The organism is Dyadobacter endophyticus, assembly GCF_014641595.1.
GTDB classification, from domain to species: Bacteria; Bacteroidota; Bacteroidia; order Cytophagales; family Spirosomataceae; genus Dyadobacter; species Dyadobacter endophyticus.
The window spans coordinates 1,181,347-1,204,297 of the sequence record NZ_BMIA01000001.1 but is presented as its reverse complement, the minus strand read 5'-3'; the positions used below and the strand labels follow the sequence as shown (position 1 = coordinate 1,204,297).

Annotated in this window: 17 protein-coding genes; 8 read left to right on the top strand and 9 right to left on the bottom strand. The window is 50.7% G+C overall.

Annotated features, from left to right (window positions below):
* Nucleotides 1-82: 82 nt before the first annotated feature.
* From IEY24_RS04985 to IEY24_RS04965, 5 genes are all read right to left on the bottom strand, one after another.
* The gene (locus tag IEY24_RS04985; RefSeq protein WP_188929233.1) at nt 83-1,339 is read right to left on the bottom strand and encodes an erythromycin esterase family protein; all 1,257 of its coding nucleotides are present in this window, start codon (nt 1,337-1,339) and stop codon (nt 83-85) included.
* A gap of 328 nt (nt 1,340-1,667) precedes the next feature.
* Nucleotides 1,668-3,380, bottom strand: coding sequence for a SusD/RagB family nutrient-binding outer membrane lipoprotein (locus IEY24_RS04980; RefSeq protein ID WP_188929232.1), 1,713 nt, complete (start codon nt 3,378-3,380; stop codon nt 1,668-1,670).
* Between the two features lie 23 nt (nt 3,381-3,403).
* Complete coding sequence (locus IEY24_RS04975) at nt 3,404-6,739, bottom strand: SusC/RagA family TonB-linked outer membrane protein (protein ID WP_188929231.1); 3,336 nt, start codon at nt 6,737-6,739, stop codon at nt 3,404-3,406.
* Between the two features lie 51 nt (nt 6,740-6,790).
* The gene (locus IEY24_RS04970) at nt 6,791-6,982 is read right to left on the bottom strand and encodes a hypothetical protein (RefSeq protein WP_188929230.1); all 192 of its coding nucleotides are present in this window, start codon (nt 6,980-6,982) and stop codon (nt 6,791-6,793) included.
* Between the two features lie 203 nt (nt 6,983-7,185).
* The gene (locus tag IEY24_RS04965) at nt 7,186-7,938 is read right to left on the bottom strand and encodes an SDR family oxidoreductase (RefSeq protein ID WP_188929229.1); all 753 of its coding nucleotides are present in this window, start codon (nt 7,936-7,938) and stop codon (nt 7,186-7,188) included.
* Nucleotides 7,939-8,426: 488 nt separating this feature from the next.
* Here IEY24_RS04965 and IEY24_RS04960 point away from each other — a divergent pair, with 488 nt between their 5' ends.
* The 3 genes from IEY24_RS04960 (at nt 8,427) to IEY24_RS32935 (ending at nt 13,437) form a co-directional block, all read left to right on the top strand.
* Nucleotides 8,427-11,606: a SusC/RagA family TonB-linked outer membrane protein gene (locus IEY24_RS04960; RefSeq protein WP_188929228.1), complete on the top strand. Its 3,180-nt coding sequence runs from the start codon at nt 8,427-8,429 to the stop codon at nt 11,604-11,606.
* A gap of 23 nt (nt 11,607-11,629) precedes the next feature.
* A complete protein-coding gene (locus IEY24_RS04955; RefSeq protein ID WP_188929227.1) occupies nt 11,630-13,177 on the top strand; it encodes a SusD/RagB family nutrient-binding outer membrane lipoprotein in 1,548 nt (515 codons plus the stop codon).
* A gap of 137 nt (nt 13,178-13,314) precedes the next feature.
* On the top strand, nt 13,315-13,437 hold the full coding sequence (locus tag IEY24_RS32935) for a hypothetical protein (protein WP_262892320.1): 123 nt from the start codon (nt 13,315-13,317) through the stop codon (nt 13,435-13,437).
* A gap of 176 nt (nt 13,438-13,613) precedes the next feature.
* Here IEY24_RS32935 and IEY24_RS04950 read toward each other — a convergent pair whose 3' ends face one another.
* Entirely contained in the window at nt 13,614-15,119 is a 1,506-nt protein-coding gene (locus IEY24_RS04950) for a glycoside hydrolase family 28 protein (RefSeq protein WP_229221399.1), read from the bottom strand.
* A gap of 210 nt (nt 15,120-15,329) precedes the next feature.
* Between IEY24_RS04950 and IEY24_RS04945 the strand changes: the two genes are divergently transcribed.
* Complete coding sequence (locus tag IEY24_RS04945; protein WP_188929226.1) at nt 15,330-16,163, top strand: hypothetical protein; 834 nt, start codon at nt 15,330-15,332, stop codon at nt 16,161-16,163.
* A 1-nt stretch (nt 16,164) separates the two neighbouring features.
* Here IEY24_RS04945 and IEY24_RS04940 read toward each other — a convergent pair whose 3' ends face one another.
* Entirely contained in the window at nt 16,165-17,085 is a 921-nt protein-coding gene (locus IEY24_RS04940) for an AraC family transcriptional regulator (RefSeq protein ID WP_188929225.1), read from the bottom strand.
* A 64-nt stretch (nt 17,086-17,149) separates the two neighbouring features.
* Here IEY24_RS04940 and IEY24_RS04935 point away from each other — a divergent pair, with 64 nt between their 5' ends.
* Both IEY24_RS04935 and IEY24_RS04930 read left to right on the top strand, forming a co-directional pair.
* Complete coding sequence (locus tag IEY24_RS04935) at nt 17,150-20,320, top strand: ligand-binding sensor domain-containing protein (RefSeq protein ID WP_229221398.1); 3,171 nt, start codon at nt 17,150-17,152, stop codon at nt 20,318-20,320.
* A complete protein-coding gene (locus IEY24_RS04930; protein ID WP_188929223.1) occupies nt 20,317-20,946 on the top strand; it encodes a response regulator in 630 nt (209 codons plus the stop codon). The genes IEY24_RS04935 and IEY24_RS04930 overlap by 4 nt, the downstream gene beginning before the upstream one ends.
* On the opposite strand, the gene IEY24_RS04925 is transcribed toward IEY24_RS04930, so the two are convergent.
* On the bottom strand, nt 20,939-21,295 hold the full coding sequence (locus IEY24_RS04925; protein WP_188929221.1) for a winged helix-turn-helix transcriptional regulator: 357 nt from the start codon (nt 21,293-21,295) through the stop codon (nt 20,939-20,941). The genes IEY24_RS04930 and IEY24_RS04925 overlap by 8 nt on opposite strands.
* Before the next feature lie 104 nt (nt 21,296-21,399).
* Here IEY24_RS04925 and IEY24_RS04920 point away from each other — a divergent pair, with 104 nt between their 5' ends.
* Nucleotides 21,400-22,152 carry an SDR family NAD(P)-dependent oxidoreductase gene (locus IEY24_RS04920; RefSeq protein ID WP_188929219.1) on the top strand — a complete coding sequence of 251 codons (753 nt, stop codon included), beginning with the start codon at nt 21,400-21,402 and terminating at the stop codon, nt 22,150-22,152.
* Nucleotides 22,153-22,266: 114 nt separating this feature from the next.
* Nucleotides 22,267-22,416, top strand: coding sequence for a hypothetical protein (locus IEY24_RS04915; protein WP_188929217.1), 150 nt, complete (start codon nt 22,267-22,269; stop codon nt 22,414-22,416).
* Between the two features lie 23 nt (nt 22,417-22,439).
* Here the strand turns inward: IEY24_RS04915 and IEY24_RS04910 are convergent, their stop codons facing one another.
* The gene (locus IEY24_RS04910) at nt 22,440-22,913 is read right to left on the bottom strand and encodes a GNAT family N-acetyltransferase (RefSeq protein WP_188929215.1); all 474 of its coding nucleotides are present in this window, start codon (nt 22,911-22,913) and stop codon (nt 22,440-22,442) included.
* Nucleotides 22,914-22,951: the final 38 nt, after the last annotated feature.

Below are 22,951 nucleotides of genomic sequence, written 5' to 3'. Positions count from 1 at the left end.
CACCTCATGCACGGGTACGCACATGCGTCAAAATCCCTTTTTTATACAATTTATCTACACAAGCATAAATTATTGAAAGTACCTATTTGAGGTAGAAGCTGTGATTGCCGGATGTCTGCCTCAGGTGAAGAACATAGTCAACATCATCGAGGAGGTTACCATCGAAAAACTGATTATCGGACACGCCGTACACCAGCAACCGGTACCGGCCTGGCAGCCGGAGATTTTGTTTTTGCTTTAAGCCGGATGTTTTGAAAAGGAATACAGCTTGATCAACTTTCGAAAAATGATATTCCCATGTTGTACTATCCCCGGCGAATACTTTGTTTTTATCAGTAATGTGGCCCACCTTCGGGTTGAAGGCGGTGTAAGAACCATGTGCGGTCGTTAGTCCAATGCATTTATAGTCCGCTCCCAGTTTTTGTGACAAAAACAAACCGACACTTTTCGAAAAGATGTTCGGGGTTCGCTGCAAATGCGCGTTATGTGCCAGAATGATCATCTTTTTACCCGGTTCTATTTCCGCCAGCACGTTCTCTGCCATTAAAGAATCCCTTATTTCCGATTGTGCATCCTGCGCATTCGCGTATCCGGGATCGTTGAGCAACAAGAATTGCCGGTAGTTACGAATGCTCTTTCTGACGAGCGCATCAGTCGGAGCAGCTCCCGCGAGTTTGCCCAGAACCTGATCGCTCAGCGTTGTTATTTCCGCAAAATCTGCCTTATTGAAATTGTGATTGTAAACCTCATTATTAAGCAGCTCATAATAATGCAGAAGGCTTTTCAAAGAGTCTGAGACCTCGCTGGTCACGCCGGATTCGCGCAGATTTTGCAGTGACTGAAACGGGCTTTGCATATCAAAACCAAAAAAACGGAGATGCTTCCCGCGCGCCTTACCGATCCGACCGACGCTCTCTACCAAGTCTACAAATTCCTGGCATTCATAGCTATACAACCTGAACGAACGCAGAATCCCCTTCAAATCGCCGTTACCGTCGCGTAAATAGTCATTTAACTTTTCCACTTCGGCCATGGGCGCTTCCAGTCCTATTTTCGTGAGCGTATGATCAGCGGAAAGTGCTTTGATCAACAGTAGCCGGGCTGCAAAGAACTCCGAAGTACCGTGCGACTGCTCCCCTATTCCTAATACCTGAAAGTCCCTGCCGACGGCCTTGCTCGCAATGCGCACATTACCATCCCCCGCAAGATCGGCCGAATCCAATGTTACGAGTTGGCCTTTCAAACGGTCGAGCCAAATATCCGGCTGCGCATTTGCCTGGGAGCCGGAAAGGTATAAGCACGAAAAGATTAAAGCAAAATAACAACAGGATGCCTTCATTACGCCGATATTTAGTTTAATTATATAATTAACTTTTATATAAAGGATGAACAATCGAGTGTTTACTTGTATTTTTCAAAAATGATAGTGGCCTCGCGCCCGGCAATGATGCCACAGGTTCGGTTTGAAATAAAAAAAGAAAGCGACCTTCCGAAAAAGGCCGCTTTCAAAAACGGGTGCTGGATTATTCATTGTCACCAGCAATTACGCCAAACTCTGCGAATTGAGCATAATTAATTCGATGGTATGGGGCAAACAACCATTACCGTGGGGCGAACAACAGGAAACAAGGGATGAAATTGTTTCAACCGGAGTTCGGGAGTACATTCTACCACGGTTTACCCGTTCCCTGCACCAGCCATGGCTTCGACCATTGGCTGTTTTTCTTGCGTGGGCCCGAGAAATTGGTTTCTTCCAGCTTGTCGATCGCACTCCGAACGTTGCTGCCATTGTTGTTCATCTCGTTGTTGCTGTAAATAAAACGGAGCGGCAACGCACGTGAAGCAGGTGCCAGGCCCGGCGCCAGTGCCGGCAATGCGGTACGGCGGTAATCGAACCAGGCTTCGGTAGACGCCGTCCAGCTGGCGATCCATTTCTGCTCCATGATCTGGGCCAATGTTCCTTTATAGGCAACGGCTTTCACATAGGCGTCGAACTGATCGGCCACGCCCCAGGTTTGCAGTGATTGTTTGATACCATTATTGTAATGCGCTTCCGCACCGCCCGCAGCCCATCCTTTCTGCGCCGCTTCGGCAAGGATAAACGCGGTTTCAGCGGCAGATGCCAGACGGGCTTTCAGAAAGCCGCCCTTGGAATTCTGATACGCATAGCTCAACTGCGACGCGTGCTGGTTCTGCACCTGCTGGCCGGTCGTGGGGTTCTCGTTGTAATAGGTCGGGTCGATCATACCGGCCGGAATACCTACATATTCACCTGTATTCAGCGGCCCGTTGAACAATTCGGCGCGGGTTGGCTTATAAAGTGCAGGATTGAAGTGGCGGGTGAATTTACGACCTGCCGTAATCTGCTCGCGCAATTCCTGCTCGGTAAGCGATTTCACGCCGTTCTGGATTACGCCATCTTTACGGATAAATTCATCCATACCCGTTTTCAGCGTCGCGTCCGATACCCAGCGTACGTGCACAGGCTGGAACCACACTTTCATGCGCGGGTCGTTGCTGGCAGCCATCGTGTTCAGCAATGCAGCGGCAGGTCTCCTTCTGCGCCAGTTCGATTGGCTCACGTCAAAGGCAATGGCAGTTGGCCACGAGTCGCCGGAAGCTGCGCCGATGTAGTCCATCACAGCATCGTCGGAAGCTTCTTTCAGATAAATACCCGAGGTGTATATCTGCTCAATTCCTGCTTTTGCAACGTCAGGCAGTTTTGAAGATACCCGCATATAGTAACGCAGCAGCAGTGAGTTGGCAAACTTCTGCCATTTCAGTTTATCGCCGTTGTAAAATACATCATAACCAGGCGCATAGGTTGAAACATCAGCGGTAGCGAACAGCGACGAAGCCTGTTTCAAATCTTCGATAATACCTTTGTAAATCACTTCCTGGCTGTCGAATGCAGGCAGCATTTCGCCCTGGTCGCCTTTCAAAGCGTTGGTATAGGGCGCATCGCCCCACAGGTCGGTAATGGTGCCGAAAATGAATGCTTTCATCGTCAGTGCCACCCCCTGGTGGAAGGTGAAGCCCATTGCTACCGATCTTTTGTAGAGCAGGTCGTTGTTACGGAGAAAGCCATACCATGCTTTCCACTCGTCGTCTTCCTCGGTCCAGTTGTAATCATTGAAACCGTCTTTCCAGGCATCTTCCTGTGTGTGCTGCACCACGCCGGCAATGCGACCGTAGCCCAGTTTCAGGTATTGCGTGCCCACGCCCGTCATGACGGTCGGCATAAGTAAGTTCGGATTGGCGGTGTTCGGATCGACGCCATTCGGGTTTTCATTGATTTCCGTGAGGCTTTCCTTACAGGAGGAAGCAACCAGGACAGCCAATATGAAAACGACTTTGGGGATATATTTAAAAATTTTCATCGCTTTGAATTTTCAAGAATTGATCAGAAATCGAAATTGAGCTTGAAACCGAATGGAATTGTCCACGGCATCACGTTCTGGCGCTCGATACCCTGGCGGAAACCACCCTTGTTTGGATCAGCCCAGAAAGCACGCTCGGGATCGATACCGATCTTCGCTGCGTTCCAGAGCATAATGTTCCGGGTGTACAGCGACAGGCTCGCATTACGTACCGCATTGAACAGCGTCGGGATTTTGTAGGTCAATGTAATTTCACGCAGTTTGACAAACGACGCATCGAAGGTCACCTGCTGGTTGAAGCTCCAAGGATACAGGGCTGTGATCGGCATGTATTGAGTGCCCGCACCGCCAAGCCATTCGTGGTAGTTACCGTCTTTGTCTTCCCAAACGCCCGGGATGAATGCACCGTCGCCATCAGTTCCGAAACCGCCGGTTGCAGCTGTGTGCCCTCCTACCCGCGGGAAGTTTCCGTTTTGCGGGATAATGTATTTTTCAGGATCCGATTTCAGCAATGCAACGAGCTGATCTGGTGAATAAAGGCTGCCCGGGATCAGGTTGTCGAGCTGGCGCTGCGATTTCCAGTCGGATTCGCCATAGCGATAGGTGAACGACATAAATTCACCGCCCTGGCGCCAGTCGAGGCTCAAACCGAGCGAGAAACGTTTGTAAGAGAGGTTAACCTGGCCGCCCACCATGAAGTCGGGGTTATAGTTACCAACCTTGATATTATTCTCGCGGCCACCCAGCGACTGCCAGTCCATATCGCCGCCTTCGCCATCATATGCAATGATCGGCCAGCGGTAGTAGGGCGAATTCTGGTCAGTAACCGTTGCGAAACCACGGCTGTAAATGTTGCCGATCTGCTCGCCTACATAGGTGTACGCACCAGCGCCGTTTTCACCCCACTGTTCGAAATACGGGAAGTTAGGCGCTAATTCTTTTACAGTCACGCGGTTGCGGCTGAAATTGGCATTCACATCGAGCGTCCAGCCATTGAGGTTGCTGATAGGCGTACCACCGATACCGATTTCAAGGCCGCGGCTCACGAGTTTACCTGCATTGATGTTCTTGCTTTCGTAGCCTGTTGAAGGAGCCATTGGAACGCTGAAAATCTGGTTGGTATTGGCGCGGTCATAATAAGTCAGATCAAAACGCAGACGGTTGTTGAACATGTTCAGATCGATACCTCCTTCGGTTGAGGTTGCGATCTCCGGCAGCAATGTCGGGTTCAGAAGTGTTCCGCCCAGGTTTGCGGTTACGAGGTTCCCCCAGTTACCGGTTCCCAGATTGGGGTACAATTGGTAAGGATCGGTGTCGTTACCCACTTGTGCCCAGCCTCCGCGAAGTTTCAGCATTGAAATGTACGATGGCATGTTGAATGTCGTGCTCGCCAGCCAGCTAAGAGATGCCGAAGGATAGAAATACGAACGGTTCGACGCGGGCAATGTGCTCGACCAGTCGTTACGCGCCGTAAGGTCGAGATAAAGCTGGTTTTTGAAACCAAAAGAACCCAGTGCATACAAACTGTAAATCGATTTTTTGAAACTGCCGTTACCTACCACACGGTTTGCCACCGGGATGTTGGAAATATTGTAAAGACCCGGCACCGAAAGGTCGCGACCTCCAAGGTTGGAGCTGTTTCCTTTCTGTGTCATGATATTACCACCACCGGAAATATTGATATCGAAATCGTTGGTCTTGATGTTCTTCGTCACGAGGAAGTCGGCATTGCCTTCGTTACGGCCAACATTTTCCAGGTAATATCCGCCCTTGGACATGCTTTTGTAGCTCCATGGAATTTTGGTTTCGCGGTCTTCGTCGTACATGTCATGCGAGTAACGCACGAACGCTGTCAGGCCCGGCACGATCGTCCAGTCGAGTTTCAGGTTCCCGTACAGGCGATCGCGAACGTAGGCATTCGTGAGGTGTTTCGCGAGAAAATAAGGGTTGTCGGTTTCGCCTGGTGCTACCGTCAGCTGTTCGATCTCTTCGCGGCCCGGCTTCCATACACCTTTCAGATCGCGGATGTCATAGCTCGGCGAATAGTAAACGGCCTGCAACGGGTTACCGTCGCGTTCCGAGGTTTGCGGACGGCTGTTGGAGTTCGAGCGAACGAAGTTGAGATTGGTACTCAGTTTCAAATTCTTCGACATATCGAAAGTCAAAGCCGAGCTCAATGCATTGCGGTACAAATCCGAATTCGGGATCAAACCGCGGTTGCTCATATTATTATACGATATGCGGTAGGTTGCCTTGTCCGTTGAACCGGAAACGGTCAGGTTGTTTGTTGAAGTAATTCCTGTTTGAAGGAAGTTCTTCATATTGTTCTTGTACGATTTCAGCTCGGTAGCGATCGGCTTGCCTTCTGCGTCGAGCGGCGCATTCCATTGCACCTCCTTGATGCCTGCATCCAGTGGCAAACCACCCCAGTAGGCCGAGGACTCGTCCAACTGAAACGCGCGCTCGCCATTGGCATGTTTGTAGTGCAAATCGAGGTAGCGGTAAGGCTTTTCGAATACATTGGAAGTTGAGAACGAAACGCCGAGACCTTTGCCTTTCTTGCCCGATTTCGTCGTGATCAGAATCACCCCGTTACCAGCACGCGAACCATACAATGCAGCAGCGCTAGGCCCTTTCAGTACCGACATGCTTTCGATGTCGTCGGGGTTAATGTCGGAAATTGCATTACCGTAATCGACCTTGTTACCACTTCCCTTTTCGCTGACGTTGGCAAGGCTGTTGGCCAGCGGAACCCCGTCGACCACAAACAGTGGCTGGTTGTTTTTCAAAGAAGCGGCACCTCGGATAACAATGCTGATCGACGAGCCGACACCGCTGGTCTGATTGATGGAAACCCCGGAAACACGGCCGGAGAGGGAGGTCAGCACGTTTTCGTTGGCAACATTGGCAACTTCACGACCTTCAATTTTCCCCACATTATAACCCAACGAGCGTGTGTCACGTTTGATACCCAAGGCGGTAACAACCGCTTCCTGTAAAGTGGCTACGTTTTCAGAGAGCACAGCGTCCACGACGCTCTTGCCGCCAACCGGCATTTCGATGGTATTGAACCCGATATACGAGAATACGAGCACTGCGTTTTTAGAATCGACGTCGAGCGAGAAATTTCCCGTTGCGTCGGTGGTGGTACCGAGCTGGGTACCTTTCACCAGCACGTTCACTCCGGGGATCGGCGAACCGTCGACGGCCGAAGTTACTTTTCCTTTGATCCTGTCGGCAACAGGGAAGAGTGCATTTTTGCCAGCTCCGGCAGCTGGGGCGCCGGCCGCCGGCGCGGATAGACAAAGTGCGGCCAGCATACATCGTGCCGCCATTTTCAGCGTAGCTTTGGGTTTCATAGTATTAGTATTAGGCGAGTAGGTAATAAAATACGTTCCGTTATACCACTTCTAATCTGGCAGTGCACATCGTTTGCCCGACTCTTCGGTAAGTAACCGATTGAAATACATTTCCAGCGCGTCCGAATAAGCTTGCTGTACGGTTTCATCGTACGTGCCGGCAAGCAATTCAGACAATTCCGTCGCCGAAAGACGGTTGCTGATCAGCTTTTCAATCAATATATGAGCCCTTGAAACTGACATCCTGTTTGACTGTCGCGGTATACAAAAGATACTTGCCCGTTTCCCGAACGGACTACTATGCGGTTAATCTTTCGTATTAAATAATTGTTACGAAGCCCCCAAAAAGGGCTATTTGAAGATCGTGAGGGCATTTAAAGAAATAAATGAAACGCAAAGCGGCTCTGCCCCAACCGGGACAGAGCCGCTTTGTACGTTGCCGCAGGCTACTTCACCAAGGAAGATTCGATAAATTGTTCGAACCGGATTTTGCCCAGATGCGCCTCGCCCTTCGGTGCCAACGCGGCCTGCGGTATAACCGCGCCGAAGTACTCATTCCGGTCGTTCGGAATCACCACTTTCGTGTCGCCGGTTTCCTTCACATAGGTCTCGACGAACGTGCTCATGAACCCACGGTCGGGGCCGGCGATTTCCTCTATGCCGTTTGCAGGTACCCCCAGGGCAAACTGTGCTACAAACGCCGCAACGTCCTCCGCGGCGATGGGCTGGAATGCGACTTTCGAAACATGAACCTCGTTGCCCTGCGTGGAACCGCCGGTGATGGCCGGAACGAATTCCTGGAACTGGGTGCTGCGGATAATCGTGTAAGGCACGCCCGATTCACGGATAATGTCTTCCTGGACCTTCTTCGCCCGCATATAACCCATCTCGCCCATCTCATCGACACCCACGATAGATAATGCGAGGTGATGCTTTGTTCCTGCCTCTTTTTCCGCGGCCAGCAGGTTATGCCCCGCCGTTTCAAAAAAAGATACCGCCGTGGCCTCATCGAAAGCGGGTGCATTGGCCAGGTCGATCACCACGTCGGCACCGGTGAGCGCTTCTGCTACGCCTTCCCCTGTGAGCGTATTAATGCCCGTAGAAGGCGAGCCCGCTACGACTGTATGGCCAAGCCGGCCTAATTTTTGTGCGACGTTCGACCCGATCAGACCTGTCCCGCCTATGATTACGATCTTCATGAAATTGAATGGTTTTAATTAACAAATGGCTTCATGCATTACAATTGCCATTTTAGTGCCAGTGGATTAATTTATTAAATATGAAGCCATTACGGAATATAACTTTCATTTATTTACACGGTATTTCGCCAAATCACCATCTCGTCCGCGAAATACCGTCAGGCGCCTTCAATCAAAGGGCCGCGGTGCGATGTTCAGCTAATGCCCTCCCACTCAGCAGCTAGCATAAAACTTAAAACAATCCTATTACTGACTTTCTAATTATTAAATCTATTAATCCGATAGATATTAATCATTTTAATTTATTTTTAATACATTTACAAAATATTTATTAATACAATCTTTATAATTACTTCATTATAATGAATTTAACGGAATTAAATTTCATTGAATGCGGTTTACAGAAAATCAATTTTAATACTAGCCAGTCAAAATCAAGAGAAAATTTCAAAACAACAACTCAACAAATCCTCACCAAAATACAATTCATGAAAACGAGATTTATCTACTTCATTCTGGTGACTTTACTTGCGACCGGGCTTGTGCACGCACAGCAGCGGACGATTACCGGTACTGTCACCGACGCGAACGACGCCAGCGGACTCCCCGGGGCTTCCGTTACCATAAAAGGAACGTCGACGGGCACATTGACCGACGTCAACGGCGGTTTCAGCCTGCAAACCAACACCGATTCGCCTGTGTTGGTGATTTCATTCATCGGCTACCTCACCCAGGAAGTGACAGTGGGCAACAGCGACAAGATCGCCATCGCATTGAAACAGGACGCCAAGATCCTTAACGAGGTGGTGGTTACCGCACTGGGTATTTCCCGCGAGAAACGCGCGCTAGGCTATGCGGTGCAGGAAGTGAAGGGCGAGGCATTGCAAACACGCCCTACGAACGCACTGAGCGCATTATCAGGAAAAGTGGCTGGCTTGCAGGTCGTTACATCGGGCGGCAACATGGGCGGCTCCTCGCGCGTGTTGCTGCGGGGGATCAACTCCATTTCCGGTAACAACCAGCCTCTGTACGTGATCGACGGTACGCCGATCGACAATGCCGACCTGAACAGCGCCGCTACGAGCGCAGGAAGCGGTGGTAAAGATGTCGGTAACATGATCCAGGACATCAACCCCGACGATATCGAGAACATCTCCGTGCTGAAAGGGCCATCCGCCGCTGCGCTTTACGGAACGCGCGCGGCAAACGGGGTGATTTTGATTACCACCAAAAAAGGCAAGGAAAACAGCAAGGTGAATATCACGCTCAACACCGGCGTCGAATTTGAAAACATCGTGCGCCTGCCGAAACGCCAGAAATTGTATGGCGGAGGCTTTTCGAACACTTTCCAGAAGGCAACCATCGGCGGCAACGAATATAACATCGCCGAATATGCCGTAGACGAAAGCTGGGGACCGAAACTGGACGGCACGCCTGTGCTGCATTGGTATAACCTCGATCCCGAAAACACGGCAGAATACCTGAAACCACAACCGTGGTCTTATCCTAAAAACGACGTGCATACCTTCTTCGAAACCGGCGTTTCGAACACCAACAGCCTTGCCGTAAGCGGCGGTAATGCTACCTCCACCTATCGCATTTCGTTTACCAATAAGAATGTAAAAGGCACTATCCCAAACTCGTCGCTGAAACGCAACTCGATCAACTTCTCAGGCTCTACGCAGGCCGGCAAGTTCAAGTTTTACAATAATTTCAATTATATCAAAAACCAGTCGACCGGCCGGCCGTGGACGGGTGCTACCAATCGGAACATCATCCTCGAAGCATTCCAATGGGGACAGGTGCAGGTGGATTACGACAAGCTGAAAAACTACAAGCGCACCGACGGCAGCCAAATCCTCTGGAACCGCAGCGGCTACCAGGATACCCCCGCCGGAGAAGCTGCGAAGTTTATCGATAACCCGTACTGGTCTGCTTACCAGAGCTACCTCGAAGAAAACCGTGACCGTTTCTACGGCAACGTGGGCGTGGTGTACGACGTGAACAGCTGGTTGAAGCTAAGCGGAAAAGTGAATGCGGACGTGTACCAATATCAATATCAGGACCGTATTGCCGTCTATTCCCGCACGCAATCGCAGTACCAGGAGTATAACAACAATTTCAGCGAGTTCAACTACGAATTGCTGGCTTCGGCGACCAAGAGCTGGGGCGATATTTCATTGAATGTGAATGCGGGTGGTAATATCATGAGCCAGCGCCGCCGCATCAGCGATGCCGTCACGCAGGGTGGGTTGATCATTCCAGAATACTATAATTTGAAGAATGCCAGCTCGGTACTCGTCAACTCGAACGCTTACCGCAAGCAAATCAGCTCGGTATTCGGCAGCTTCTCGCTGGGCTGGAAGAGCCTGCTGTTCCTCGACGGAACGCTGCGTAACGACTGGTCTTCTACCCTGCCGTTAAATCGGAACTCATTCGCATACCCTTCACTTACAACCAGTTTGATCCTCAGCGAGCTGAGCGGTGTGAAAGACATCAACTGGCTGGATTTTGCCAAAGTTCGCCTCGGGTGGGCGCAGGTGGGTAACGATACCGATCCTTACCAGCTGCAACGCGCGTATGAAGCAAGCCAGTCGTTCGACGGTCTGCCTTCTTACAAACTACCCGCGCAGTTGAACAACCAGGCGCTCAAACCCGAGATTACCAGCTCGTGGGAGGCCGGTTTGAACATCCAGGCATTGAAAAACCGTGTCGGACTCGACATTACGTACTATGACAATGTGAGCCGCAACCAGATCATCAATATTCCCGTGTCGTCGGCATTTGGTTACGACTCGAAGGTGATCAATGCGGGTAAGATCAACAACAAGGGTATTGAAATAACGCTAACCGGCACGCCGATCCGCGCGAATGGTTTTGAATGGAATTCGAGCCTGAACTGGTCGAGAAACCGCAACAAGGTGATCGCACTGGCGCCGGGCATCAATACCTTTCAGCTTGCCAACAGCCTTGTGACGCTCGTGGCGCGTGAAGGACAGCCTTACGGACAGCTCCTCGGAAACGACTTCGTTTACGCGGCCGACGGCCAGAAGGTGATCAAAGCGGACGGTACTTACGAACGTGCACAGCAGCTTACCCCGCTGGGAAGTGTGCTCCCGAAATACCTCTTTGGCTTCCAGAACAACTTTACCTACAAGCATTTCAACCTCGGCTTCCTGGTCGACGGGCGCGTGGGCGGCAAATTCTTCTCACAAACCTACAAAGTGGCGATGTATGCAGGTGTTTTGGATAAAACAGCCGCCAATAACATCCGCGAAACAGGAGTGGTGCTCGATGGCGTGAAAGGGACTGTTACCTACAATGCCGACGGCACCTATCAGGTGACCAACACCACCCAGAACGACACCCGCATTACCGCGCAGGCATGGTCACGCGGGGAATACAGCGGCCCTACCCCGCAGACGATCTTCGATGCGACGTTCGTAAAGCTGCGCGAAATCACATTCGGCTATAACCTGGCGCTCAACAACAAAGCGGTAAAACAGGTGTATTTCGGGGTTTACGGCCGTAACCTGGCCAACATTTACACGGCCAGCAAGTACATAGACCCCGAGTTCACGAGCAGCGGCGGCAATATCCAGGGTCTTGAAGGCGGCAGCGTTCCGGTACCTGCCACTTACGGCCTGAACGTAAATGTGAAGTTTTAACCACCACATTCAAATTGAAGATCATGCAAAAGTTCATATATCATAAAGGTATTCTGACCCTCGTCATCGGCGCATTGCTTAACAGCTGCTCCGACAGCCATTTCGAGGACATTAACAAGGACCCGAACCGTCCCGAAAACGTGACCACCACCACCGTGCTGCTCTCGGCCGAAAAACAGGTGATCGACAACATCCGCAACGAGAACAGCTCCCTGCGCGGCTCGCAGCTTTTTGCCCAGTATTACAGCCAGAATATTTACAGCGACCAGTCGCGCTACGATATTCCCCGCTCGTATTCGGACACCTATTGGAGCAACGCGTACAAGGCGCTGAACAACCTCAATGAGATCATCAAACTGAATACCGACCCGGCTACGAAAAGCATCGCCGCCGCCGGGACAGCGGGCAGCAATGCGAACCAGATCGCCGTTGCGCGCATTCTGAAAGCCTATGCGTTCCAGAACCTGACGGATGTGTTTGGCAATATCCCTTACCAATCGTACGGCAACCAGGATCCCGAGTTTCAGGCATTACAGCAGGAGCCCGAAAACCTGAGCCCAGCCTATGCCAGCCAGCAGAAGATCTATCTCGACATTCTCAATGAGCTGAAAGCGGCCGGCGATACGCTTGCCAAATACAAGACCGCCACGACATTTGGCAATTATGACGTGATTTATAAAGGCAAGAACGATCTGTGGGCCAAGTTCGCCAACTCCCTGCGCCTGCGTATCGCGACGCGCATCCGCAAGCAGCTCCCGGCCGAATCTAAAACGCATTTCGACGATGCCTTGGCAAAGGGTGTTTTCACTTCCAATGCGGACAATGCGGTGTTCAAATACCAGTCGCTTGCACCCAATGAGGCACCGCTGTACCGTGCTACCGTTACCGCCAACCGCAAGGATTTCGCCGTTTCGCACATCATTATCAATGTACTGAAAGGCGAGCTGGGGACGGTGAAGGTTCAGGACCCGCGCCTGCCGATTTACGCTACTAAAAATGCAGCCGGCAACTACACAGGCCAGCCATACGGGCTCCCCGTTGCGGCGGCCGGCTTGCTGACAGCCACCGACGTGAGCCTTCCCGGCGCGGCTGTGAACGCGGCCAATTATGGTGAAGTATTGCAGGAATATGCCGAAGTAGCATTCCTTATTTCGGAATACAAAAACTGGGATCAGCAGGAATATATCAACGGTGTGACGGCTTCGTTGCAAAAATGGGGAGTTGCACAGGCCGATATCACCATCTACCTGGCCGCGCTTCCGAAGGCCGATAAAGCCAATGTACTGAACCAGAAATACCTGGCACTTTATACCCAGGGCGATGAGGCATGGGCTGAAATCCGTCGCACCGGCTATCCGACGTTCCTGGTAAAGCCGGGTGATATCGTTTGGAGCCGCACCGTCGATGGCAAAACCACCGACTACAAGTTCCAGCCACTATTCGGCGAGGGCGTTCCGCAACGGCTGTACTACCCGCCCAAAGAACAGAGCGTAAACCTGGCCAACTACCAGAATGCTGTGAAAGCACAAGGTAATGACGACATTACGACCGCGCTTTGGTGGAACAAGTAAGGTGCATAGTTTGTAAAAATGGCTGCTCATTTAGTTGTGAGCAGCCATTTTTTTTACCGTGAATTAAATTTTGTTGCCCTATATTTGTGGAACAACTTTTATCTATTTGTAGAATAAGTTGTATACAAAATTTTGTTATGAAAAATTTTACAAATGACGACATCCTGAAAATGGCTGTTTTCCTGCCGCTTCTGGTGCCAATTTACCTGGCATACGCCTGCTTTAAGGCGCTGAAAGCGCTGCTCGAATTTCAGGACTGATTCGCTCGCACGAACAGGGGTTCATGCCAGCGAATCGTCAAATATTTAATCGTAGCAAATACTCCACACTCCTGTATATCTGCCATTCAGCACCTTCTCGCCGATTTCCTATCGGCGGAAGTCGTGGAAGCGTGGTCCTTCGGCCTGCTATTGAGTTTGGTCACCACCCTTACCTGTTACTCCCAATCTTCCGGCTTCGCGGGGATGCAATCTACAAACCGGATATTCTTCGAGTTTTCGCCTTGAACGTCCATCCACACCCGTTTGCCGGGTGTTTTGAATTCCACTTTTTCAAAAAGAACATGGCGGATATCCAGTCCGTGCAAAAGAGAATCGGTCATGGCGATAGACGCATTCCGGATCGTAATGCCCTCGGCGTCGCTGGCTTTGAATGCGGTCCGGACCCGCACATCGGCATTTTCGATGAGCAGGTTGGCAGCCGGCGATTCGGGAATGCCGGTAATGTCGATAAAGGTGCGCGCCTTTTCGATGATGATGTTCCGGGCGGTGATGTTGCGGTATGCGGGTGTCAGCTTGTCGACAGGCCGCGCGGGCAGGCGGTCTGCCAGCTCGCCTACATATTGCCGGCTGCCCAGCATATCGAATTTCACAGCATCGCCGCGCAGGATCATGCGCACGCGCTCGTACACGAGGTTATCCCCGCCTCCGGCCCGGGAGCGGCGCGTTTTGAAACGCAGGCCGGTGTCGGTGTCGTCAAAAACACAGTCGTGCACATACAGGTTACGGATCATTCCGGCCGTTTCGCTGCCGCAGGTAATGCCGCCGTGGCCCTCGCGGGCGAGGCAGTAGCGGATCACCACGTTTTCCGTCGGCTTGTTCACCCGGATGCCGTCCTCGCCGCGCCCGGCCTTGATCGTGAAACAATCGTCGCCGCTGGCAAGGGTGCAGTACTCGATGAGCACATTCCTGGACGATTCAATATCGATCCCGTCGCCCCGCGGAATGCCCACCGAACGCACAGTAATGCCGCGGATAATCACATTATCGCAATACACCGGCACCACGTTCCAGAATGGCGTATTTTCGAGCGTAATCCCCTCTATATAAACCTTTTTACAGTTGATCGGAGAAATGAACATCGGCGGAAAAATAAAGCCGCCGTCTTTGCCTTCGTAAACCCTTTCATGTACCGGCTTATCGGAAGGAACCACCTTTTCGATCACGTCCAGCGTCATAATGCGCTTCCTGACCGGGCCGTCGGGCGGGCCGACAAGCTTTCCTTTGCCTGTTACAGCGATATTCTCCTGGCCATTGGCATAAATCAACGCCCCAAGGGACATCAGCTCCACTCCCTCATTCCTTGTGAACACAGCCGGAAGGTAATCCTCGATTTCCGCGCTGAAATGCAGTTCCGCGCCTTCGCTCAGGTGTAGGTTTACATTGTTTTTCAAACTGATACGCCCGGTTTTCCAGATACCTTGCGGAATGATCACCGTCCCGCCTTTGTTCCTGCTCACTTCATCAACCGCCGCCTGTATCGCTTTTGTGACCATGGTGCCTTTGCGGGCGCCTTTGTCAGTGATTTTTATTGTTAATGCGGGAAAAACTGGTTTTACAAACCGCGGCATCGGGAATGGGGCTTTTACCGGGGCTATTTCTGCCGGCAATTTCCCTGCACCCACGTCCTCAACCTTTGGGACGGCTCCAGCGCGGTTAGCCACGGCGGTTTGCCCGCTTGCGTTCGCCCCAGCTGCCAAGGTTACCAAAATAAAAATCCAGAATTTCAAATGCATCATCATGTCTGTTCACCATTACCAAAATCTCCACCGGGAAGACGAAGGTTGGCTGCAACTACTCTTAAAAATGCCGCATATTATCTAACACGAAATCGTCGGGACGTGCTATATTGGCATATCAGCAAATCAATATCCATGGAAAAAAGCGACCATCGTTCGAATGTAGAGCTTGTTCAGGACAGGTATCACTACCTCGATCTGACATTTGAGCAAGCGGAACAAGTCCTTAAATATGAGGCGATCAGGGATACATTTTCACCAAAACATATACTATCCGTATGGGAAGACTGGGATTATGAACTTATTGCCTTTCAAGGACTATTGAATGAGGGACAAAGGGTCCGGTACGACGAATTGAAGGAGCGTCTTTATGCACAATACACGGAGAATTCGATCCAGCAGGACAATGAACGCGCCAGATGGCTTGATTATCATCGCGCGAAAATCGAGTACCTTAAAAATAATCTTATTCCCTCCCTTTATACGCAGCCTTCCCCTGTTTTTCCATCTGCATTCCACGCGGATCGTGTTAAAATTGACTATCTGAAAGCATGTTACAAAACTTTCTTGCATGAGCGCCAGAAAGAAGCGCTGGTGCACCACATACGGTTCCAAAAGACTTTTGCCCCAAATGGGTTGAAGGAGGTGATGCTTACCCATTATACACAATGCCTGCTACCAGACTATTGGGCTTTCGAGAATGCAGTGGACGCGCCGACGAAATCCGTGGCGCAATTCATTAAAGATAGATTATACCGCCAGAATCCCGAGATAACGGAATTCCAATCCAAAAAACTGGAAGAGCTGAAAGAATTCGACCGCTTGAACTACGAAAAATTTTATCAGCCCGTTGAAGGCTGGTCAGTATGGTCCCGGCACCCGTTTTCGGAAGAAGACGAAAAGGCACATTGGGCGATGTCGCTCCTTCTGCTAAGCCCGGATGCATATGGTTTTGACGATATTACATAAATCACCCTACATGCAGCCTCCTGTATTCGGCGGGGCTTTGGGAGGTGTGTTTTTTGAAATAATTACTGAAATGTGGCGCTTCGAGAAAGCCTAACCGAATGGCTATTCCCTTGACTGTCAGGCCCGGGTTTTGCAACATCACTTTGGCTTCGGCGACGGTTTTATCGGCAATCCATGCGCTTACTGATTTACCGGTTTTGCTGCTGATCACATTCGACAAATAATTGACATGTAAAAATTGCAGGTCCGCATAATCCTGAACACGCAAGGGCATTTCGACCTTCCCGTTCACAAGGTCCCTGAAATGCTGTTCGAGGTTTCTTTTAAATGTCTTTACTATCTGGGAACTGCGGTTACCTTCATAAATCGGGTTATAATCCTGGAAAAAATATTCCTTGATCTTTAAAAGCAAAGCCACCATCAGACTGCCGATGATCCTGTTTTTATAAGGTGAATTTCCACGGTATTCACTATGTATCTGCTGATAGAGCTGCTGGACGACGGCAAACTGTTCCCCTGACAAAACCCTCGGCTCGACGGTTTCGGTAAGCAGGAAAGAAAAATCGCGGTACACATCTTCGTGCACATTTTCCTTTAAATATGCTTCATTAAAAGTGATCAGACAGGTGTCGTTGATACCATACCATTCGAAAACACGGTAATTGCCCGGATTGGTGAAATATACCGTCCCCGGCTGCACATCGAAGCTCTGGTCATCGATCGTGTATTTGCCGAATGCTTCCCGGATAAACAGAAAACTGAAATAATTGGGCCTGAAAGGCACTGACTTAAATGGGAATTCGGTAAAGGTCTGTTGCAAGAAATGGATGGTCAGACCCGACGACGCATCCAGCGGTTCGACGGGCAGGCCCATTGTTTCATACAGCTCCGGGAGGTCTTTGACAACCAGATTACGCGCCATGCGTCAAAAGTAAAGAAAACCAGTCAATAAGTTTAACATAGAATAACAGGCCAACTGGCTAGAAATGTTTGTAAAAGCCATAGAAATTATTACAAAACTAAGCTATTATTGTACCCTCGATCCCGACCCTACATCTGTCATTTCAGGACAAACCCACTTTGTTGACCCGGCTATGAAAATTGCGAGGATTACTACCCTTCTCACCTTCCTCACGGTAGCCTTACACGTATCTGGCCAGGAGGTCTCCGATTTTACCGAGCAGCATTACACCGGCGACAATGGCTTACCGCAAAACAGCGTGATGCTGCTTCGGATGGATAAAGACGGTTTCGTATGGATGACCACCCAGGGCGGGCTGGTACGGTTTGACGGGACGAAATTCGTGACCTACAACCTCAGCAATATACCGCAGCTTGCCAGTAACCGCATTATCGACCTCGGCCTCACGGGCGATAGTACCATTTACTTCAAGGATACCGGTTTTAAAGTCTTTTCTTTTGATAAAAATAACCAGCCTTTTGTGCTAAACCCGCACATCCGCAATAGGGTTGTCTTACTCCAATCGCGGAAGGATCAGTTTGATGTCTTTGCTAACCTTCTGCCACAAGACCGCCATCGAATCGAATCGCAGTTCGGGGCTTTTGCGGCACAGGTCAACTATGATCAGGTCGGAGCCCGCGGGGATGGATTCCTGCGAATCGGCGATAATGGGTTGGCTTATCTCTATGGGAAAAAGGTGATTTTTTTAAAGACATTAAAAGGCTCAATATTGTCTAATAACAGGTCTGGTATACTGAATAACCGGATCTATTTTTTCGATCAGACAGGCCGGATAGCCTGCATCGATTCGACTGGGCGGCAATATGCAGTTTCTCTTAAATTATCCGGTGGCGGTATCGGGGAACTTCACGGGCCATCACAGTTCTTTCAGCAGGGGCAACGCCTTTTCCTGCATAACTCCAATACCTTGTATGAAATTGGTGCTGCTGCTGGCGCGGGCAACATACTTGTCGGTAAGCCGATACTGAAAACGGGCGATATCGGCAACGTATTATGTTACCTGAACATCCCCGAATCGGGCATTCACATATTGGGTACGGACACGGGCGGGATGTATGTGTTTAAAAAGAAGCAGTTCAAAACCGTTCGCATTCCGGGAACGAACAACAATTTTTACAGCCAGCATTTATACGGCAACGATGGCCTTCTCACAGAGCTGGGTGCGATCCTGCCCAACGGTACCCGCTCCGGCCCGCCTTTTCCGCTTATAGGCAGGAGCGGGATACTGGTGGACAAGGCGGGTAATGTATGGCTGAACAGGGCATACAAACGCGTTGAGCAGCGCACGCCCGATTTGAAGCTCATACGGCAGTTCTATGCAGAAAAGGAAATTGCAAAGATTGCCCAAACACCCGACGGGAATATCTGGTTGAATACATTCTCCGGAAGCCTGGGCAAAATCTCCGGGGATTCGATCCACTGGCTGAATTTACCTAAGTTAGTCAAGACTTTTATCCCTGTAAACAATAACGTAATCTGGGCATCGGATGGAAAAGGCTTGTTCCAGATGGATGTTCAGAAAGCCTCGGTTCGGGAAATCCCCGAAATGGAAGGCCGGGAGGTCAGGGCGTTTTACACAGATAAAAAGAAAACACTCTGGGCGGGGACCTATGGCCAGGGGTTCTACGCGATCCGCAATGGCAAGCCTACCGCATTGCCACTCGACCGAAACGGCTATTTGCTTGTCGTGCACACTTTTCTGGAAGATAAAAAGGGCTTTATGTGGATGACCACCAACCACGGGCTTTTCAAATGCAGGACACAAGACGTGTACGATTTCCTCGACGGCAAAGCGAACAGCGTTTTCTACTATTATTATGACAAAAGCAATGGCTTTGGCAACAACGAATTCAATGGCGGCTGCGATCCGTCCTCGGTCGTTTTTCCGGATGGGAAGTTCTCCTTTTCCTCGATGGACGGGCTGGTGCAGATGTATCCCGACAGTATCACCGACATCCTTCCCGACGCCCGGATCCTGATCGACAAGTTTATCGTCGACGGCAAGGAGCAGCCATTCGCCGGCGACCTGCGGCTGGGCCCCTCCTTTAACCGCATCGAAATCACGCTGGCGTCGCCCTATTTCGGACTGCCGGAGAACCAGCTTTTGGAATACAATATCAAAGGCCTCGATGATGAATGGTACCAACTGAACGGCAGCCCGACGATCACCCTCAACCGGCCGGGTTACGGAACCTATACGCTTCAAGTGAGAAAGAAGGCAGGTTTTGGGCACGATAATGTGGGTCTGCTGACCAAGAGCTTTACGGTGGCCCCATTCTGGTACCAGACCTGGTATGCCACGCTTTTCGCGCTGTTTTTGCTCGCCTTTTCGTTTTATCTCGCGGTGAAACTACGTTATCATTATCTGACGCAACGAAGAAAACAGCTTGAAGCACAGGTCCAGGAGCGGACCAAACAGCTCGAATACAGTAAACGGCTGAAAGAGAAGATCACGCTGCTGCTCGCGCATGACTTGCAATCGCCATTGCATTTCTTAAACCTGCTGTCGGACCACGTGGCTGCGGCACTCGAAAAAGACCGTCTCGATGATGTCAGGACGGGAACTGCGGAGATCAAAAAGGCCGCTACCAATATCCATGCTTTTGTGAAAGAGATCAATCTCTGGACCAAATCGCAGCAGGATGGTTTTTTTCTCAGCAAGCGGCCGTTCCCGTTCGACGGCCTGGCCAGCGAACTGAGGGAGTTTTTTGAAGAAATGCTTCTTTTCAAAAAGAATACCCTTCACTTTGTTAACCCCGACAACCTGGAACTTTTAACAAATCGCGAGATACTAAAAGCGGTAATCCGCAACCTGATCGACAACTCCAACAAGTATACTACCGACGGGCATATCCGGGTAGAACTTGTCAGACAGGATGATAAATACCTGAAACTTTCAGTGTCGGATAACGGGCGGGGCATGTCGCCGGCCGATCTGAGCAAAATCAAGCGGCGTATCGAAAATGTACTTACAACCGAGGGAATCGAGCAAAGTGGCCGCCTTGGTTACCAGATCATCATCGATTTCGTGGCCCGCCTCGAATGTAAACTGGAAGTAGAAAGTACCGTCGGGCAAGGTACATCCGTCACAATTTCCGGACTTTTACCCGGCCCACCTGACACAGAAGAAGCTATTTTGACAGATATTGCTCCGCCCAATTTCACCACATTATGAAAAAGATATTGATTGCCGACGACCATTCGCTGGTTCGCTACGGGCTTAAAGCCGCATTACTCAACCATTTCTCCGACCCGGAAATCGATGAAAGCTGGGACGGTCAATCCATTATGACCCAGTTGAAAATCAACACCTATGACCTTATACTGCTCGATCTGAACATGCCTGACACCGATACCAACACCGTGCTGCATTGGATCAGGAATTCCAGCCCCGACACCAAAGTACTGATTGTATCAATGAACAGCGAGACGATTTTTGGGAAAAGGGCGCTCCAAATGGGCGCGCATGGGTATATTGAGAAGGATGCTTCGCCCGACGAATTGATAAAGGCAGTAAATATGGTACTTGCCGGAAAGAAATACATGAGCGCCGAGTTGGCCGAGATCATTGTCAACGACACACTCAATCGGAAATCAATGAACCCGTTCGACGGGTTGACGCCCAGGGAATTTCAGGTAGCGATGTATATCGTTCAAGATTACACCATTACGCAGATCAGCGAGCTGATGCAGCTGCAATACACCTCTGTGAGTACGTTCCGGCGGCGTATATTCGATAAACTGAATATCTCCGACCGCAAGGCGCTGGTACAGTTGGCGGACGCATATAAACTCAATTAACGCTTTTCCGGTGCTTTCCGCCCCATTCGCTGAGCTGCTGGAAAATCGGCCCGAATGCCGCGGCCATTTCGGTGAGTTCGTATTCCACACGCGGCGGCACTTCGGCATAAACCGTGCGCTTGACCAGGCCGTCCTGTTCGAGCGCGCGCAATTGTAGCGTCAGCATCCGTTCCGTTATGTAGGGAAACTCCTTTTTAAGCTCCCCGAACCGCATTTTCCCTTTTTCCAGTTTACTGATAATCAATATTTTCCACCTGCCGCCAATCTTATTGACCGCATAGGTAAGATCGCACTCCACAATGTACTTTTCATTGCTGGTGTAGGTAGAATTCTGTTTTCTGGCTGCCATTACTTACACTTTTGTTAGTACCCCACAATTGGTTGTATAGCATCCAAAATTAAATGCTTCCAGCTAGGTTTGCAACCAGTCTTTAACACATTCGAAACACCATTATGAATTTGCATTTAAAAGGAAGTACAGCCCTGGTAACAGGCGCCAGCCAGGGTATCGGCCGCGCTATTGTGAGGGAACTGGCCAGAGAGGGCGTGACGGTATTTGCCACCGCCCGCAATGAGGAGCTTTTGAATAGCCTCCGCGAAGAAGTGGCAGAGGAGACAGGCATGGCGCTGGTTGTTTTCGCGCAGGATTTCACCGCGCCCGACGGGCCGCACCGCATCGCGCTAGCCGCATTGGCTGCATTGGGCCATGTAAATATCCTTATCAATAACGCCGGACAAAGCCGCCCTGTCGATATTACGGGCCCGGAGCAGCCCTGGACCGATTCGATGGCGCTGGACTTCGACCGGCCCCGCCAACTTACTCAGGAGCTGCTGCCGCATATGGTCGAACGGCAGCAGGGGGTTATCCTGAACCTGACGAGTACTTACGAACTCCGCAGCATCAATGTATCGGCCGTAGCCAAGGCAAGTATGGCCGCGTGGTCGAAGCAACTCGCCGGGCAGGTAGGCAAATACAATGTACGCGTCAATACGCTGCAACCGGGGCTGATCGACACGGCTAACATCCGGCCGTACTTCTCAGACGAGGAGCGGAAAGCTTTTGCCGCACAGGAAATACCGCTCGGCGATTTCGGCCAGCCACAGGATATGGCAAACATGGCCGTGTTCCTCGTCTCCCCGCGGGCAGGCTACATCACCGGCTCGGCGATTGTAGTCGATGGAGGAATGCGGCATTATCCATTTTGAGGGTCTGGTTCGCCGTGCCGCACCATGCGCGGTCGATACCATTGGTACCATTTTTTGGCTAAAAAACAGATAATGAACTAACTTTCAATTCATTATTCACCAAAATCAAAAACTATGGCAGGCGCATTGACCATTTCGCTGTTCATCCTGGTCTGGTACTGCGTGAAAGCATACCGGGAAAATCCGGAACACCCTGATTGGAACAAGGCAATCGTTACCGCCATTCTTTGGCCGCTATCGCTGCTGATGAGACGTTACCGTTAAACATCCCCGGCCCCAAAAGCCATTCAAAGCGCCTTTTCCATATAAATAGCGTCAGCGTGCGGATTGTCGTAATAGGCTGGTATAATCCCGAATCCAAATGACTCATACAGCCTGCGCGCGCCCGTCATGCTGGCGAGCGTATCGAGCCGGAGCGTTCCGTATCCCAGATCTTTTGCCATTGAAACAGACCGTTCCAGCAGCAAGCGCCCGAGTTGATGCCCGCGAAATTCCGGCTTGACGTACATTCGTTTCAGCTCGGCAATCCCTTGCCCCTTGTTGCGCACACCCGCGCAACCGATCGCACGCACACCCGCATACGCGAGTACCAGCGCGCCCGAAGGCGGCCCATATTGATCCTGCACAGTATCTAGCTCTTCCTCAAAGTGCTGAAAAGCGAGGTCGATAGACAACGACGCCGCGTACTCCCGGAAGAGCTTCTTTCCGTCTTCGAAATGCGCTTCGCTTTGAGCGATAATCAGTTTAAACGTATCAGTCATCCCGCAAAGCTCACAAATTATTGTCAATATGAACAGAT

Excerpts from the sequence above, each read along its gene's own strand:
- IEY24_RS04930 (WP_188929223.1), top strand. The coding sequence starts at position 20,317 with ATGAAAAAGATATTGATTGCCGACGACCATTCGCTGGTTCGCTACGGG.
- IEY24_RS04980 (WP_188929232.1), bottom strand. The coding sequence starts at position 3,380 with ATGAAAATTTTTAAATATATCCCCAAAGTCGTTTTCATATTGGCTGTC.
- IEY24_RS04945 (WP_188929226.1), top strand. The coding sequence starts at position 15,330 with ATGGAAAAAAGCGACCATCGTTCGAATGTAGAGCTTGTTCAGGACAGG.
- IEY24_RS04910 (WP_188929215.1), bottom strand. The coding sequence starts at position 22,913 with ATGACTGATACGTTTAAACTGATTATCGCTCAAAGCGAAGCGCATTTC.
- IEY24_RS04985 (WP_188929233.1), bottom strand. The coding sequence starts at position 1,339 with ATGAAGGCATCCTGTTGTTATTTTGCTTTAATCTTTTCGTGCTTATAC.
- IEY24_RS04970 (WP_188929230.1), bottom strand. The coding sequence starts at position 6,982 with ATGTCAGTTTCAAGGGCTCATATATTGATTGAAAAGCTGATCAGCAAC.
- IEY24_RS04915 (WP_188929217.1), top strand. The coding sequence starts at position 22,267 with ATGGCAGGCGCATTGACCATTTCGCTGTTCATCCTGGTCTGGTACTGC.
- IEY24_RS04925 (WP_188929221.1), bottom strand. The coding sequence starts at position 21,295 with ATGGCAGCCAGAAAACAGAATTCTACCTACACCAGCAATGAAAAGTAC.
- IEY24_RS04935 (WP_229221398.1), top strand. The coding sequence starts at position 17,150 with ATGTTTGTAAAAGCCATAGAAATTATTACAAAACTAAGCTATTATTGT.
- IEY24_RS04960 (WP_188929228.1), top strand. The coding sequence starts at position 8,427 with ATGAAAACGAGATTTATCTACTTCATTCTGGTGACTTTACTTGCGACC.
- IEY24_RS04955 (WP_188929227.1), top strand. The coding sequence starts at position 11,630 with ATGCAAAAGTTCATATATCATAAAGGTATTCTGACCCTCGTCATCGGC.
- IEY24_RS04965 (WP_188929229.1), bottom strand. The coding sequence starts at position 7,938 with ATGAAGATCGTAATCATAGGCGGGACAGGTCTGATCGGGTCGAACGTC.
- IEY24_RS04975 (WP_188929231.1), bottom strand. The coding sequence starts at position 6,739 with ATGAAACCCAAAGCTACGCTGAAAATGGCGGCACGATGTATGCTGGCC.
- IEY24_RS04920 (WP_188929219.1), top strand. The coding sequence starts at position 21,400 with ATGAATTTGCATTTAAAAGGAAGTACAGCCCTGGTAACAGGCGCCAGC.
- IEY24_RS32935 (WP_262892320.1), top strand. The coding sequence starts at position 13,315 with ATGAAAAATTTTACAAATGACGACATCCTGAAAATGGCTGTTTTCCTG.
- IEY24_RS04940 (WP_188929225.1), bottom strand. The coding sequence starts at position 17,085 with ATGGCGCGTAATCTGGTTGTCAAAGACCTCCCGGAGCTGTATGAAACA.